This is a genomic window from Acinetobacter sp. CAU_H_29a_1 (genome assembly GCF_058599505.1).
In genome coordinates, this window is the sequence record NZ_CM178655.1 from 3,355,588 (window position 1) to 3,371,876 (window position 16,289).

Here is a 16,289-nt window from a genome sequence, read left to right on the forward strand (position 1 = left end):
TTATATAGTTTTTATTTAAGATATCATCATTTCCTTATAAGATTCTGATATTTAGATTAATGAAAAATGCTGCTAAAAATAAACACCATCTTTCATCATGTAAAAACTCAAATCAGTTCAGTTCTTTCATACCAACTTTATTATTTTTGAGCAGTCGATAAATCCATAATCAACTTTGTCGCTAAATATAAACGCGGCACAATAGATCTCTTTCATAAATCAAAAAACGACCTATCTATTGCTGATTATTTGTACCGAAGAATCTTAAACATTCAGGCATAATCTTTGAATGAAATACATCTATTCAAAGAAGCTTTCTGAAACACAGTTTAAGCGATATACCGGCATCTCATGGTCAACCTTTAATTTAATGGTTGAGCAATTGAAAATGCATGTTCCTGCCAAAGGTAGACCATCTAAATTAAGCCTAGAAGATCAGATTCTCTTATGCTTAAGCTATTGGCGTGAATACCGAACATTATTCCATGTCGCAACAAGTTATGGCGTGTCAGAGCCCACTGCTTCAAGAATCGTACACCATGTAGAGGACTGCCTCATCAAGTCCAATTTATTTAATTTACCAAAGCATTTGCCTGAAGGCGAAGGTATTGACTGGAATGTGGTGATCGTAGATGCCACAGAAATTCCAATACAAAGGCCTAAAAAAACAGAAGAAAAGCTATAGTGGTAAGAAGAAGGCACATACTTTCAAAGTTCAAGCCATTGTTCATTATAAAACTCAGCAAATTCTGAGTTTATGCACAAGTCGTGGTGCTGTACATGATTTCGAACTTTTCAAACGCAATTTGAATCAGATTCCTGCAAGTGCCTTTATACTTGCAGATAAGGGTTATCAAGGGATTTACACAGTGTATCGAAATAGCCTATTGCCATTAAAAGCAAAAAAACGCTGCAAACTAGATCCTGAGCTAAAGCTTTACAATCGAGAAATTAACAAAAGAAGAATTGGCATTGAGCATGTATTTGGCAGTTTGAAAACCTTCAAAATCCTTGCTGAGCGATATCGCAATCGAGGAAAAAGATTGGGATTGAGGTTCAATCTAATTGCTGGGATCTATAATTTGGAACTGAGTAAAAAATGATTTATGAAAGAGGTCTAATACTTTCGACTAAAATATATTCAGCATTATTCGAATGTGCACCATCACCAGATAAGCCCATGCCTTCTAAAATCGCTGCTTTCGAATTTAAGCCAGCAAATGCGGCATCTGTACCACCACCTGTTGCTTCAGCTAAGACCTTCATTGGTAAGTTAAAATCAGTTTTGTAAATAAGCTGTGCTTGTTCAGCCAATTTTTTTGCCTGTGGATTTGCCATTAAAGGTGGGCGACGCATTTCAAACTTTAACTTAACTTCACTATCAGCTAACTTTTTATGTTTAATCCTTTCCTGTAATACACGTTCCACTTGCTGAAAATCTTTAACTTGCAAAGCACGAACATCTGCTTGTGCAGTCGCAAGGTCTGGAATCACGTTACGCACTTTACCTGCACTCGCTACAGTCCAGTTTAATTTCAACCCTGTTTTAGGATTCGATAAATCTTGTAACTGTAAGATTTGATGTGATAATTCTGTCAGTGCATTTATGCCTGCTTCAGGCTTAACCCCTGCATGTGCAGATTTCCCGTGAACCTCTAAATATGCTGCACCAATCCCACTGGTAGCTAATCGTAAACTACCATCTTTACCACCACCTTCAAATGACAAAACTACATCTTGGTCTTGTGCAGTTTCAGTAATCAGTTTGCGTGAACCTGGCGAACTGATCTCCTCATCGGAGTTAAGTAAGACTGTGATCGTGCCATAATCTTGATAATTCAACTTTTTCAAAAGATCAAGCGTATGAATAATCGCAGCAACTCCCTGTTTATCATCTAAAATTCCAAGGCCAAAAACTTTATCTCCTTCCATTTTAAAAGGTTGGTCTTTCAACATTCCAGTTAAATACACCGTATCCATATGAGCAATTAGCATAATTTTACTGCTGCCTTTACCCTTTAAAACAGCTTTTACCATTGGACCAGTCTGTTGGGGCGTATCATCCATACGATATATATCTTTAGCTTCTACAATACTGACCTCAGCACCTGTCGTTTTTAATTGTTCAGCGACATATTTAGCGATCTTATTCACGCCGACAAGATCTTTACTCCCCGACTCAATATTGACTAAAGCCTCTAGAGTATTTAAATAATTCTTTTTTTCTGACTCAACCAGATGTTTGACCTGATCATTAGATACAGCATGTACTTGCCCAAAAGCTCAACAACGCACATGAGATTAAAGGAAGTTTTTTCAGTTGATATTGAATTTTATTAGACATACTCATTATTCCATTTAAAGATATTGCTAACAAACTATGAACATTTGATCGACTATTCAATATTTTTAAAAATCTAAAAATAAAAAATGTTAGATAGATTAAATGTCATGATCGATAAATAAGTAAATCAGTATGTAGAAACCTATCCTAAACCTCAATTAGACGATTGATTCGTTTATTATTTAATATATTCAGCATAAAAAAATCCCCCTATCTCATTTGAGTTAGGGGGATTTAGAATTAATGAGCTGGCGATGACTTACTCTCACATGGATAACTCCACACTACCATCAGCGCTAAGAGGTTTCACTTCTGAGTTCGGGAAGGGATCAGGTGGTTCACTCTTGCTATTGTCGCCAGCACAACTGTTTATGACTATTCGTTGGGTCTTATTTACACATTGTGTATGCCTAACTTTCATCAAATGAGTTATTAACAGGTATATTTGAGTTGGATATTTTATCTAGCTTTATAACTAAATCAAGTTGTTTGCAGTGATTTGAACCACAACACCAACTGTTTGGGTGTTGTATAGTCAAGCCTCACGAGCAATTAGTATTGGTCAGCTTCACATATCACTATGCTTCCACATCCAACCTATCAACGTCGTAGTCTTCAACGGCTCTTTAGAGGACATAAAGTCCTAGGGAAATCTTATCTTGAGGTAGGCTTCCCGCTTAGATGCTTTCAGCGGTTATCCCTTCCGAACATAGCTACCCGGCGATGCGACTGGCGTCACAACCGGTACACCAGAGGTTCGTCCACTCTGGTCCTCTCGTACTAGGAGCAGATCCTCTCAAATTTCCAACGCCCACGGTAGATAGGGACCGAACTGTCTCACGACGTTCTAAACCCAGCTCGCGTACCTCTTTAAATGGCGAACAGCCATACCCTTGGGACCTGCTTCAGCCCCAGGATGAGATGAGCCGACATCGAGGTGCCAAACACCGCCGTCGATATGAACTCTTGGGCGGTATCAGCCTGTTATCCCCAGAGTACCTTTTATCCGTTGAGCGATGGCCCTTCCATACAGAACCACCGGATCACTAAGACCTACTTTCGTACCTGCTCGACTTGTGGGTCTCGCAGTTAAGCGCGCTTTTGCCTTTATACTCTACGCGTGATTTCCGACCACGCTGAGCGCACCTTCGTACTCCTCCGTTACTCTTTAGGAGGAGACCGCCCCAGTCAAACTACCCACCAGACATGGTCCTCGTCCCGGATAACGGGACAGAGTTAGAACCTCAATATTACCAGGGTGGTATTTCAAGATTGGCTCCACCGAAACTAGCGTCTCGGTTTCAAAGCCTCCCACCTATCCTACACAAGTAAGATCAAAGTTCAATGTCAAGCTGCAGTAAAGGTTCACGGGGTCTTTCCGTCTAGCCGCGGGTACACCGCATCTTCACGGCGAATTCGATTTCACTGAGTCTCTGCTGGAGACAGCGCCCCCATCATTATGCCATTCGTGCAGGTCGGAACTTACCCGACAAGGAATTTCGCTACCTTAGGACCGTTATAGTTACGGCCGCCGTTTACTGGGGCTTCGATCAAGAGCTTCGCTTACGCTAACCCCATCAATTAACCTTCCAGCACCGGGCAGGCATCACACCCTATACGTCCACTTTCGTGTTTGCAGAGTGCTATGTTTTTAATAAACAGTTGCAGGGGCCTGGTTTCTGTGGCTGCCAATAGCTCAAGGAGTAAATCCTATCACCGTCGGCAGCGTACCTTCTCCCGAAGTTACGGTACCATTTTGCCTAGTTCCTTCAGCAGAGTTCTCTCAAGCGCTTTGGTCTACTCGACCTGACCACCTGTGTCGGTTTCGGGTACGATTCCTATGTAACTGAAGCTTAGAGACTTTTCCTGGAAGCATGGTATCAGCCACTTCACTGTACAAGTACAGCTTGCTATCAGTTCTCAGCATACAGTACCCCGGATTTGCCTAAGATACATGCCTACAACCTTCCACCTGGACAACCAACGCCAGGCTGACTTAACCTTCTCCGTCCTCTCATCGCATTACATAGAAGTATTGGAATATTAACCAATTTCCCATCGACTACGCCTCTCGGCCTCGCCTTAGGGGTCGACTCACCCAGCCCCGATTAACGTTGGACTGGAACCCTTGGTCTTTCAGCGTGCGAGTTTTTCACTCGCATTGTCGTTACTCACGTCAGCATTCGCACTTCTGATACCTCCAGCATACTTCTCAATACACCTTCATCGGCTTACAGAACGCTCCCCTACCACTTGCAATAAATTGCAAATCCGCAGCTTCGGCATATAGTTTTAGCCCCGTTACATCTTCCGCGCAGGCCGACTCGACTAGTGAGCTATTACGCTTTCTTTAAAGGGTGGCTGCTTCTAAGCCAACCTCCTAGCTGTCTATGCCTTCCCACATCGTTTCCCACTTAACTATAATTTTGGGGCCTTAGCTGGCGGTCTGGATTGTTTTCCTCTTGACTACGGACGTTAGCACCCGCAGTCTGTCTCCCGGATAGTACTCATTGGTATTCGGAGTTTGCATCGGTTTGGTAAGTCGGGATGACCCCCTAGCCGAAACAGTGCTCTACCCCCAATGGTATTCGTCCGAGGCGCTACCTAAATAGCTTTCGGGGAGAACCAGCTATCACCGAGTTTGATTAGCCTTTCACCCCTATCCACAAGTCATCCCCTGGCTTTTCAACGACAGTGGGTTCGGTCCTCCAGTTAGTGTTACCCAACCTTCAACCTGCTCATGGATAGATCACCCGGTTTCGGGTCTACACCCAGCAACTAAACGCCCTATTAAGACTCGATTTCTCTACGGCTCCCCTATGCGGTTAACCTCGCTACTGAATGTAAGTCGCTGACCCATTATACAAAAGGTACGCAGTCACCGAACAAGTCGGCTCCCACTGCTTGTATGCATGCGGTTTCAGGATCTATTTCACTCCCCTCACAGGGGTTCTTTTCGCCTTTCCCTCACGGTACTGGTTCACTATCGGTCAGTCAGGAGTATTTAGCCTTGGAGGATGGTCCCCCCATATTCAGACAAGGTTTCACGTGCCCCGCCCTACTCGACATCATCATATCAGCCCTTTCGTGTACAGGACTATCACCCACTATGGTTGCACTTCCCAGAGCATTCCACTAAAACTGATATGACTTAATGGGCTTTTCCCCGTTCGCTCGCCGCTACTGAGGGAATCTCAATTGATTTCTTTTCCTAAGGGTACTGAGATGTTTCACTTCCCCTCGTTCGCCTCGTATGACTATGTATTCATCATACGATACCTGCCTTATGACAGGTGGGTTTCCCCATTCAGAAATCTCCGGATCACAGGATATTTGCCGCCTCCCCGGAGCTTATCGCAGGCTATTACGTCTTTCATCGCCTCTGACTGCCAAGGCATCCACCACATGCACTTAATTACTTGACTATACAACCCCAAACAGTCGTTAATCCCTACAAGTAGGATTAAGACAGTCTATGATGATTTCTCATCACTTCCTTACAGTTTGTTGTTCTGTGTACTTAAACACTGTACAGCTTCAATTCAATTCACATACCAAAACGCTTGATTCAGTTAATTTCGCTAGTAACTCATTTCTTCAATCTTCATCAATCAGTAATAAATCACTGTTAATGTCGATCTTAAAAACGAGTATGAACAAATTATTTCAACTCAAATATATTCTGTTAATGATTTTTCCAGCCTTCGTCAGGTCAGGAAACTGTGATAAATCACAGAAGTTAATAAAATGCAAACTAATGTCTACTTCTTACTAATTTCTATAATCTAACTACTTAGCTTATATATTGAAGAACAATATATGGTGGAGACTAGGAGAGTCGAACTCCTGACCTCCTGCGTGCAAAGCAGGCGCTCTACCAACTAAGCTAAGTCCCCAGCTTATCAATAAGTCAATGTCTCTGTTTTTCTGTATTCAGCATTTAACAATGCTTGTTAGTCAGATTTGGTGGGTCTGACAAGACTTGAACTTGTGACCCCACGCTTATCAAGCGTGTGCTCTAACCAACTGAGCTACAGACCCTCAGATACATCGTCATGAAGAACAACTTGTTGTGGATTCTTACCAATCGTCAATCTTTCGTTAAGGAGGTGATCCAGCCGCAGGTTCCCCTACGGCTACCTTGTTACGACTTCACCCCAGTCATCGGCCACACCGTGGTAAGCGTCCTCCTTGCGGTTAGACTACCTACTTCTGGTGCAACAAATTCCCATGGTGTGACGGGCGGTGTGTACAAGGCCCGGGAACGTATTCACCGCGGCATTCTGATCCGCGATTACTAGCGATTCCGACTTCATGGAGTCGAGTTGCAGACTCCAATCCGGACTACGATCGGCTTTTTGAGATTAGCATCCTATCGCTAGGTAGCAACCCTTTGTACCGACCATTGTAGCACGTGTGTAGCCCTGGTCGTAAGGGCCATGATGACTTGACGTCGTCCCCGCCTTCCTCCAGTTTGTCACTGGCAGTATCCTTAAAGTTCCCGGCTTAACCCGCTGGCAAATAAGGAAAAGGGTTGCGCTCGTTGCGGGACTTAACCCAACATCTCACGACACGAGCTGACGACAGCCATGCAGCACCTGTATGTAAGTTCCCGAAGGCACCAATCCATCTCTGGAAAGTTCTTACTATGTCAAGACCAGGTAAGGTTCTTCGCGTTGCATCGAATTAAACCACATGCTCCACCGCTTGTGCGGGCCCCCGTCAATTCATTTGAGTTTTAGTCTTGCGACCGTACTCCCCAGGCGGTCTACTTATCGCGTTAGCTGCGCCACTAAAGCCTCAAAGGCCCCAACGGCTAGTAGACATCGTTTACGGCATGGACTACCAGGGTATCTAATCCTGTTTGCTCCCCATGCTTTCGTACCTCAGCGTCAGTATTAGGCCAGATGGCTGCCTTCGCCATCGGTATTCCTCCAGATCTCTACGCATTTCACCGCTACACCTGGAATTCTACCATCCTCTCCCATACTCTAGCTTCCCAGTATCGAATGCAATTCCTAAGTTAAGCTCAGGGATTTCACATCCGACTTAAGAAGCCGCCTACGCACGCTTTACGCCCAGTAAATCCGATTAACGCTCGCACCCTCTGTATTACCGCGGCTGCTGGCACAGAGTTAGCCGGTGCTTATTCTGCGAGTAACGTCCACTATCCTAGAGTATTAATCTAAGTAGCCTCCTCCTCGCTTAAAGTGCTTTACAACCAAAAGGCCTTCTTCACACACGCGGCATGGCTGGATCAGGCTTTCGCCCATTGTCCAATATTCCCCACTGCTGCCTCCCGTAGGAGTCTGGGCCGTGTCTCAGTCCCAGTGTGGCGGATCATCCTCTCAGACCCGCTACAGATCGTCGCCTTGGTAGGCCTTTACCCCACCAACTAGCTAATCTGACTTAGGCTCATCTATTAGCGCAAGGTCCGAAGATCCCCTGCTTTCCCCCGTAGGGCGTATGCGGTATTAGCATTCCTTTCGGAATGTTGTCCCCCACTAATAGGCAGATTCCTAAGCATTACTCACCCGTCCGCCGCTAGGTAATGTAGCAAGCTACATCACCCCGCTCGACTTGCATGTGTTAAGCCTGCCGCCAGCGTTCAATCTGAGCCATGATCAAACTCTTCAGTTAAAAATCATTAGTAGCTTATGGCTACAAATCTTGGCTCATCAATTTTCTGACAAATATTTCTCAAATAAACTTCGAGTAATTCTTACCATTCAATCAATGAAATATCTTCGATCGATCAATCAGTAAAAATCCACACAAGTTGTTCTTCATAATCTCTTAATGATCTTCTTACTGATTCGTCATCAGCAAGCTAGGTCGGCTATATTACACTGAATTTCTAAAGTGTCAATCCGTAATTCAAATTAATTTAAACTTAACCAACAAAACCCAATCTTAACACCTCGTGCTAAGTTACTGTTTTATCAGAAGTTTTAATCTTCATCACTGCCGATGGATGTGCATTCTACAGCATTTCAGAGCGCTTGCAACACTTCTTGCAAAGATTTTTTATCGTGTGTTTGTTTTATAAACCAATAAAAATATAAATAATTGTTTTTTATATAAAATTTATTTTAATTATTTTTGATTTTCATGTGATCTAGCTAAGAACTCTCACCCAAGTAATTACAACCAATTGTTTTAATTAAAATTATTTAAAAAAATCATTTATTACGCACTCCCTATTGCTTAAGGCGTAGTCAATTCTTGTTTTATTCTTCACCGCCCTGACGCTTATATAGACAAAACTTGTTTTATACGGTCTTCTTCCAAGATACATAGGCCCTATTTAAATATGGAAAAATTGATTGCAACGCTAAAAATTAAAAAGCCATCGCTATTGAGCAATGGCTTTTGGAGTACTGAGTAACAATTAGAATTTCATACTGACACGTGCCCAGTAATTACGTCCAATATTATTAAATTGCTCATCAGTTGGCAGACCTGTACCTGAAGCCCCCATTTTATTTAAATGCTCGGTATATGTACGATCTAAGACATTGTCGACCCCCACAGACAAATCGACACCTTCAGTTAGGTTATAAGTACCGTTTAAAGACAAGGTGCCAAAACCTGTACTTTTCTTATTATCATAACCGACAATGTTCCCTTCGCGTTCGCTAATACGACTTTGACCATCCACAATGCGCCAGTAAGCACCCAAGGTATAACGATCTTGGATATAGCGAAGATTGATCCGTCCTTCTAAAGGTGCAATTTGTGGCAACGGCGTATTATTGGTGGTGTTTTCACCCCATGCATACATTGCACTCACATCTGCTTGAATGGCATCAGTGAACTGATAACCAATTCCTGCTTCGGCACCTGCAATAACTGCATCGACATTTCGAGTTTCTGCTTTATTGTTGGCGTTATATTTAGTCAAAATAAAGTCGTGGATTAAACCTGTATAAGCAGACGCCCATGAACTGAATTGACCATGCGAATGTTGATAGCCTAAATCAAGCTGCAGTGTTTTCTCAGTATCAATGTTTTTAAAGGTATTTTCATAACCGTTACCTTTTACGGGACTAAATAACTCCCAATAATCTGGCATACGCTCCACATAACCTAAACCGATATAAGTTTTCCCGTCATCATGCTCGGGATGATGATTTTCAAAACGTATAAACGCGCTTGGTAAAGTTTCTTTACGTTCTTGTGCGGATTGAACTGCATCAACTTCAACTTGATCGATACGCAAACCAGAAACCAGTTTATTATTTTCATTAAGCTGATAGCTTAATTCACCAAAACCACCTACAGACTGAAATTCCATATCGGTCATGCGTGGCATATTCTGATAGGGAACGCCAGCTGTTGTCTTACGAATCGAGTGCTCATTATTTTGTGTATCAAGACCAGAGATCAGTTTGATCTTGTCCCACTCACTGGTCATGGCAACACGCGCATTTAAGGTTTTACGTGCCACATTGGTTGCCATTTCCATCATTGGTTTTGGTCTTAAACTATAGTTATCCATAACGTGGTCATTAAAGTTATAGTTCACTTGAGCTTCGACTTTTTGAATGATATCGGTAAGATTTTTCTTTTCTACACGAAGTCCTAAACTTTCACGGGCAAACTTGGAACCATCCATCATGCGCCCCGCATAGACGGCTTCACCATCAGCTTTACCGCCAGTCAACTCTACCCAGGTATCTTCATCCGGTGTCCAGCCTAAAGCCAGATCCGCATTCCAGCGTTCCCAATCTGAAGGCACAGTGGTTCCATCACCATCTTGATAACTATTCGATACCGAACGATTGGTATTCAGACGAATATATTTTTTCTCATCCCCTACCGCTGTTTCAATATTATGATCTAGACGACCAAACGAACCGATTAAAACACTGGCTTGCCCAAGATAGTTTTTATCATTGGATAATTGCGGTTTTTTCCGTTCAAAAATAACAGTTGCTGCTGAACCTGTATTGGCATATTGAACTGTTTGTGGACCTTTCACGACAGAAATACGATCGTAACTTTCAGGTTGAATATAAGACGTCGGTGCGTCCATACGTGCTGGACAAGCACCTAAGTTTTCAGTGCCATCAGATAAAATTTTAATCCGTGATCCAAACATGCCTCGGAAGGTTACATCTCCGTTGGTTCCGCCGCTTTTAATTGAACTAAAACCCGGAATACTTTGTAAATAATCTGCGCCATCGGTTGCAGGAACAGGTTGGATCGGTTGCTTTGGATCGGCATGAAGAATTAAACCATTTGCGTCATGATCTAATTGTGCATTTACCACGATCGGCGCTAGACGTGTCGTAGAATGCTCCAGTTGAGCAGCAAAACTCACTGTAGAAAAACAAGCAAGGGAAATCGCAGCCGCAAGAGGCTGTAAAAAGAATGTAGGCTGAGCCATTTTTATTCTCACTGAATCTATAAATACAACTAGGCTAGAGTCCATTAAGACCCGAAAAATATATGTCTAGGTTTATACAAACAGTGGCGGTGCTCGCCCTTGAGGCAGTAAGAAGAGTTGTTGCAGTGCAAACCAAACATGCGCAAAGGCTTTTTGAAATGCAACTAAACGGATTTGAATACGGTCAAGTACCGCTTTCAACTCTAAATCAGGCGGCAGCACGAGATTGCCATATACCGTACAGTATTGGCATTGATGACTTGCATCATGATGATTGTGTTCAGCAGGTTGTGAACTGAGTTCATGCTGAGCCTGCATTTCATGATGATGTGTGGAATGCTTTTCAGCATGAGAACTGAGTTGTTCAACTGGTTTGAGTAAAAGCGCACGCGAAATGGTTTCACAGACCGGCGCAATTTGATATTGCGTCGGTAGTAAAGGCTGTAAAAAAACAGCAATCTGTAAAAACACGGCTACACAAGACAGTAGCAACGCAGCTCTAAAAAACAATCCATTCCATCCGAATTGGGAACGCGGCCAGTATAACAAAGCCCAATCGAAATTGGGCTCACTTTAAAGATGATTTTTAAGCAAAAAAACTTAACCGCGTTTTACAGCTACTTTGTCTTTTTGGCGCTGACGAGTCAATTTTTCCACTTTTTCACGTGCGCGTTGACGCTTCAGTGGTGACAAATAGTCGACGAACAATTTGCCATTTAAGTGATCCATTTCATGTTGAATGCAAACAGCGAGAAGTTCGTCAGCTTCGATCTCAAATGCTTGACCTTCAAGGTTAATTGCTTCGATCTTTACGCGTGACGGGCGCTCAACTTTGTCGTATATTTGGGGAACTGATAGGCAGCCTTCTTCATAGGGCTGCGTTTCTTCAGTCAATGGGGTAACTTTGGGGTTAATGAATACCAAAGGTTGATCTTTATGTTCAGATAAGTCCATGACAATCAACTGAATATGACGATCAACTTGTGTCGCGGCAAGTCCAATGCCTGGCGCTTCATACATGGTTTCAAACATATCTGCAGCCAGCTGACGAATTTCATCAGTAACTTCTTCGACGGGTTCTGCAATGGTACGAAGACGGGGATCAGGAAAACTTAAAATAGGTAATAAGGCCATACTGCGTCCTCAATTATGCCATTGATCAAAAAACCAAATGAAGGGAATGCTTGATCAAAAAAATGTGTGTAATATCGTTATTATAACGCAACTACATACATAATTTTAGGAATTATGATAATGAAAAAGGTTTTTATGGGCATGCCATCTTTTAGTGCCTTGGGGTTTAAGCAACACATGTTAGCACTTGCGGTTTGCGTAAGTGTTGGCGCAGGCGTCATTTCAACAGCTCAAGCGGCGCCTACACGAAATTACAATCCACCTGCTTTAAAAGCCAATGCACCGAATGTTTATGTGGTGAAAAAAGGCGATACCCTGTGGGATATTTCTAAACGTTTTCTAAACAATCCTGTACGTTGGCCTGAAATTTGGGCCAGCAATAGACACGTCAAAAATCCGCATTGGATTTTCCCAGGTGACCGTTTATTGATGTGTACCTATGAAGGTCGTCCAATTATTGGTAAAGACGAAGGTGATGGCTGTGAAGGGATCATTCGTCGTTATACAGGCGGCACTAAACTTCAACCTCAAGCACGCGTTGAGTCTTTAAACAATGCCATTCCTGTCATTCCACTGGAATACATTAAAAACTGGCTTGAACACAGCACTATTCTTTCAGAGGAATCTTTGGAAGGTACACCGTATATCGTTGGTGCTGCCGATCAGCGTGTGATTGCAGGTAAAGGGCAAACCGTTTATGCACGTGGCCAAGGCATTGAAGTCGGTCAACGCTACGCGATTTACCGTGAAGGCGAACCATACATTGTGACGGATGCAGAGGGCAAAAAACAAAATCTAGGTCTAGAATTAACTCAGGTTGCTTCAGCCATTGCCATTCGTGGTGAAAATGACATGTCCACTTTAGAAATCACAGATTCGTATAATTCTGAAGTACGTCGTGGTTATCGCGTACTGCCTGAATACGACGCCATGCTTCCAACCTTGTTCTACCCGACACATGCACAAGATGTGACTGGGGGTGGACAAGTGATTCGTGTTCAAGGTTCGATTGGTCTAGCTGCGAAGCATTCGGTTGTAACCATTGACCGTGGCACAATGGACGGCGTTCAATCGGGTTATGTGTTCTCGGTTAGTCAAAAGGGGCAAGAAATTCGTGATCCAAAAACCAATGAAAAACTGACCCTTCCAACGGAGCGTATCGGCAACATCATGGTCTTTAAAACCTTTGACCGTGTCAGTTATGCTTATGTGCTCGACAGCGAACTGCCAATGAACTTGGGTGCGAAACTTTCTCCCTCTGTGGTCGATGAATAATCCACGGCCTTAAGGTGTACACATGCTGAACTCTTTATCACATGAACAGATTGCAACAATCACCCTGTGGTATTTAGTTCAGCATTCTTTTCAAGCTTTCAAAAACTACAGCGTCATTTTGGCACAAGCACAAAAGCTGTCGCTGCCTCCAATCTTCAGATCTGGCCAAATCTCGGCTTACACAAAAGCCATCTACAACGTGTCGTAGAAATCCAGACACCTGCTGGCCAAGCCAAGTTGCAAGCTTTACTGCATGACGTCCAAGCCAGTTGTGATTTTATTTTGCTGGATACTGAAAGTCATTATCCCTCGCAGCTGCTTCCTTATTCTGACCGGCCACCGATTTTATTTGGTCAAGGTAATCCACAAAGCCTATTACAACCTCAAGTTGCTATCGTCGGCAGTCGAAAACCCAGTCCACACGGCAAACAAGTGGCTTATGACTTTGCCTATTACCTCGCTGAAAAGGGCTTTTATATTTGCAGTGGTTTGGCTGAAGGCATTGATGCAGCGGCACATCAGGGCGGCTTAAAATATCAACGTACCATTGCGGTGATGGGCACGGGCTTAGATCTCACTTACCCTTCCCAACATCAAGCCCTGCGTACGCAAATATTAGAAAATAATGGCTGTATCATTACTGAATTTTTACCACATACACCGCCTTTACAACATAATTTTCCACGGCGCAACCGCATCGTCAGTGCATTGAGTTTAGGGGTTGTGGTTGCAGAAGCTGCACTCAAAAGTGGCTCTCTTGGTACAGCCAAATCTGCTGCTGAACAAGGCAAGATAATTTTTGCGATTCCCGGTCATATTTACAGTGAACACCATCAAGGTTGTCATCAACTAATCCGAGAAGGGGCGATTTTGGTTGATCATCCTGAGCAAATCATTGAAGACTTGGCACTCCCCACTCAATGGCATAGCCAATCTCAGTCACAAGAAACCGCCCCAAGTGCTAGTATTGAGATCCCATCTGATTTACTCAAACTTTATAATCAACTGGATTGGGTGGGACAAAATATGGATCAACTTAATTTCAAACTTAACACCGATATTGCCACACTCACCAGCCAGTTAATGGAACTGGAAATTTTGGGGCTTGCACAACAACAAGCTGGCAATTATCTGCGTTGCCGTTCCAGCCAATAAGGTTCACAATAACCCTTTATGAATCAATAAAAGGTACAAAGTGTAATGATTACCACCTCTGTGACTGAAGCGGCGCAATGTTTAAAACAAGGTCAAGTTTTAGCATATCCAACAGAAGCAGTATGGGGTTTAGGCTGTGATCCGTATAACGAACAGGCCTTTTTAGATATTTTACAGATCAAGCAACGCCCGATTGAAAAAGGGGTGATTTTACTGGCTGGGCAAATTGCTCAAGTTGAACCACTTTTAGAACATTTAGATCCCCACATCCGCCAGCAAGTGATCGAGAGTTGGAGTGATCGCAGTCCATCAGAACGCGCAACCACGTGGTTACTACCAGCGAATGAACACATTCCGACATGGATTAAAGGCAATCACCCTAAAGTTGCTGTACGGGTAACCACACATCCGATTTGTGTGGCGCTTTGCAATGCCTTTCAAGGCTTTATTGTTTCCACCAGTGCCAACCCCGCTGGATTATCACCTGCCCGTTCACTACAAGATGCCAACCACTACTTTGCCCAACAGGTCAATTATCTGAATGGTGACCTAGGCTTGAGCCAAGAACCGAGTCGCATACTCGATGCCGAAACTGGCGCAGTGATTCGTGCTTAAAAGCGTGCTCTTTCTCAGGATTTTTACTGAAAAATAGACAAAAAAAAGCTCAGCCATATAGGGATGGCTGAGCATAAAAAAGGATGTGTAATCACATCCAGAGGGTCTGAAAACTGATGAGCAAACACTTAATGCCCGTTTTGACATTGGCCTAAGTTTGCAATGCGCGTATTATGTAGCAAATTGCTTTTCTAAACAAATAGATTTTTTATATTAAAAACAGCGTTAAAACGCTGATTAATGGAGATAATTAAAATATAATTCAAATTATCTACCTATTTTTAATCAGCTTTTGCATACATTAAATACATTCATCATCTAAAATGGCATTAATAAATTAACTTATTAATGAATTATTCTATTAAAAAAATAATTTAAATGATTATTTTTTAATCAATATCAATCCATCGAGTTTGCTAAAGGTGGCGTTTTTAATGCTGTTTTACGCTGTGCAAGTAAAATACCACAGATAATGACCACTCCACCGACCGTATGATAAACCGTCCACGCCTCTTTCAACCAGACATAGGCAATCACTGCGGTAAAGACCGGCATCAAGTTCATAAAAATACTGGTTCGATTCGGCCCTAAATGGGTAATGGCCAACATCCATAGTAAAGGGGCAACTAAGGAAGGGAAAATGCTGGCATACATAACACTTGCCGCATTTTGACTATTGATTGAATCGAGACCGAAATAGGCAATAAAAGGTAAATGGTAAAGCAGTGCAAAAAAGATCTGCACATAGAGGCTCAACATCAAGGGAATTTGCAATTGCCACTTTTTCAAAAACACCCCATAAAAGGCATAGAAGAATACCGCAACCACCATCAGGACATCACCCAAATGCCCACCCGATTGAACTAAGCCCGCAAGATTGCCCTGCCCAATGATATAAACCAAACCTGCAAAAGATAAAATACTCCCGATCATCGCAAAACGATTTGGAATATCTTTTAAAATCAGCAGAGAAACAAAAATGGTAAAGATCGGAATAAAGGCATTAATCAGTCCCATATTGGTCGCAGTCGTATAGTGCGCAGCGGTATAGGCTAAGCCCTGATACAACACCAGACCAAATGCACTTAGCACTGCCAACTGACCCAAATGCGCTCGGATTAATGCCCACTGCCGACATAAAGGTCGCACGACAAAAGGTGTTAACAGAATGAAGGCAAAGAACCACCGATAAAAACTAATACTGACTGGCGAAATGAAATCTGCTACATAACGCGTAACGACAATATTGATCGACCAAATGAGTACGGCAATGATAGGGAGACTCAAAGCCCAATACATACGTTGTGGTGTGGTACTCATTCTTATTCCCGTTTAACTTTTGTTTGCAAAATTTAAATAAATGGTAAAACATTT

8 protein-coding genes, 2 tRNA genes, 3 rRNA genes and 2 pseudogenes are annotated in these 16,289 nt (G+C 42.8%); 5 read left to right on the plus strand and 10 right to left on the minus strand.

Going from position 1 to position 16,289, the window contains the following annotated elements; translation table 11 throughout:
• Nucleotides 1-289 precede the first annotated feature (289 nt).
• Nucleotides 290-685 (plus strand): transposase family protein, encoded by a 396-nt coding sequence (locus AC4MDD_RS16815; RefSeq protein ID WP_039889777.1) that lies wholly within the window; start codon nt 290-292, stop codon nt 683-685.
• Entirely contained in the window at nt 633-1,103 is a 471-nt protein-coding gene (locus tag AC4MDD_RS16820) for an IS5/IS1182 family transposase (protein WP_005399975.1), read from the plus strand. Before AC4MDD_RS16815 ends, AC4MDD_RS16820 begins: the two co-directional genes overlap by 53 nt.
• Nucleotide 1,104: 1 nt before the next feature.
• Here AC4MDD_RS16820 and AC4MDD_RS16825 read toward each other — a convergent pair.
• From AC4MDD_RS16825 to def, 9 genes and pseudogenes are all read right to left on the minus strand, one after another.
• Nucleotides 1,105-2,344, minus strand: a pseudogene (locus tag AC4MDD_RS16825) (glutamate carboxypeptidase).
• Between the two features lie 246 nt (nt 2,345-2,590).
• Nucleotides 2,591-2,705: ribosomal RNA gene (gene rrf / locus AC4MDD_RS16830) — 5S ribosomal RNA — on the minus strand.
• A gap of 170 nt (nt 2,706-2,875) precedes the next feature.
• Nucleotides 2,876-5,769, minus strand: a 23S ribosomal RNA gene (locus AC4MDD_RS16835).
• Nucleotides 5,770-6,164: 395 nt separating this feature from the next.
• Nucleotides 6,165-6,240: transfer RNA gene (locus tag AC4MDD_RS16840), tRNA-Ala, on the minus strand.
• A 68-nt stretch (nt 6,241-6,308) separates the two neighbouring features.
• A tRNA-Ile gene (locus AC4MDD_RS16845) sits at nt 6,309-6,385 on the minus strand.
• Between the two features lie 61 nt (nt 6,386-6,446).
• Nucleotides 6,447-7,984: ribosomal RNA gene (locus tag AC4MDD_RS16850) — 16S ribosomal RNA — on the minus strand.
• The 16S, 23S and 5S rRNA genes sit together here with 2 tRNA genes alongside, the layout of an rRNA operon.
• 751 nt (nt 7,985-8,735) lie before the next feature.
• Nucleotides 8,736-10,736: a TonB-dependent copper receptor gene (locus AC4MDD_RS16855; protein WP_491882054.1), complete on the minus strand. Its 2,001-nt coding sequence runs from the start codon at nt 10,734-10,736 to the stop codon at nt 8,736-8,738.
• 72 nt (nt 10,737-10,808) lie between these two features.
• Nucleotides 10,809-11,246 (minus strand): DUF2946 family protein, encoded by a 438-nt coding sequence (locus tag AC4MDD_RS16860; protein ID WP_114837735.1) that lies wholly within the window; start codon nt 11,244-11,246, stop codon nt 10,809-10,811.
• A gap of 90 nt (nt 11,247-11,336) precedes the next feature.
• Nucleotides 11,337-11,870, minus strand: a complete 534-nt coding sequence (def, locus tag AC4MDD_RS16865) for a peptide deformylase (RefSeq protein ID WP_004684452.1) — start codon at nt 11,868-11,870, stop codon at nt 11,337-11,339.
• A gap of 120 nt (nt 11,871-11,990) precedes the next feature.
• Between def and AC4MDD_RS16870 the strand changes: the two genes are divergently transcribed.
• The 3 genes and pseudogenes from AC4MDD_RS16870 (at nt 11,991) to tsaC (ending at nt 14,915) form a co-directional block, all read left to right on the plus strand.
• On the plus strand, nt 11,991-13,145 hold the full coding sequence (locus tag AC4MDD_RS16870) for a LysM peptidoglycan-binding domain-containing protein (protein WP_491882055.1): 1,155 nt from the start codon (nt 11,991-11,993) through the stop codon (nt 13,143-13,145).
• A gap of 22 nt (nt 13,146-13,167) precedes the next feature.
• A pseudogene (gene dprA, locus AC4MDD_RS16875) lies at nt 13,168-14,300 on the plus strand (DNA-processing protein DprA).
• A gap of 45 nt (nt 14,301-14,345) precedes the next feature.
• Nucleotides 14,346-14,915 (plus strand): L-threonylcarbamoyladenylate synthase type 1 TsaC, encoded by a 570-nt coding sequence (tsaC, locus tag AC4MDD_RS16880; protein ID WP_148826928.1) that lies wholly within the window; start codon nt 14,346-14,348, stop codon nt 14,913-14,915.
• A 399-nt stretch (nt 14,916-15,314) separates the two neighbouring features.
• Here the strand turns inward: tsaC and AC4MDD_RS16885 are convergent, their stop codons facing one another.
• A complete protein-coding gene (locus AC4MDD_RS16885) occupies nt 15,315-16,235 on the minus strand; it encodes a DMT family transporter (RefSeq protein WP_087013942.1) in 921 nt (306 codons plus the stop codon).
• Nucleotides 16,236-16,289 lie beyond the last annotated feature (54 nt).

Bases quoted from the DNA above. Each gene is read 5' to 3' on its own strand.
- AC4MDD_RS16870 (WP_491882055.1), top strand. From the start codon at position 11,991: ATGAAAAAGGTTTTTATGGGCATGCCATCTTTTAGTGCCTTGGGGTTT.
- AC4MDD_RS16885 (WP_087013942.1), bottom strand. From the start codon at position 16,235: ATGAGTACCACACCACAACGTATGTATTGGGCTTTGAGTCTCCCTATC.
- tsaC (WP_148826928.1), top strand. From the start codon at position 14,346: ATGATTACCACCTCTGTGACTGAAGCGGCGCAATGTTTAAAACAAGGT.
- AC4MDD_RS16820 (WP_005399975.1), top strand. From the start codon at position 633: ATGCCACAGAAATTCCAATACAAAGGCCTAAAAAAACAGAAGAAAAGC.
- def (WP_004684452.1), bottom strand. From the start codon at position 11,870: ATGGCCTTATTACCTATTTTAAGTTTTCCTGATCCCCGTCTTCGTACC.
- AC4MDD_RS16855 (WP_491882054.1), bottom strand. From the start codon at position 10,736: ATGGCTCAGCCTACATTCTTTTTACAGCCTCTTGCGGCTGCGATTTCC.
- AC4MDD_RS16815 (WP_039889777.1), top strand. From the start codon at position 290: ATGAAATACATCTATTCAAAGAAGCTTTCTGAAACACAGTTTAAGCGA.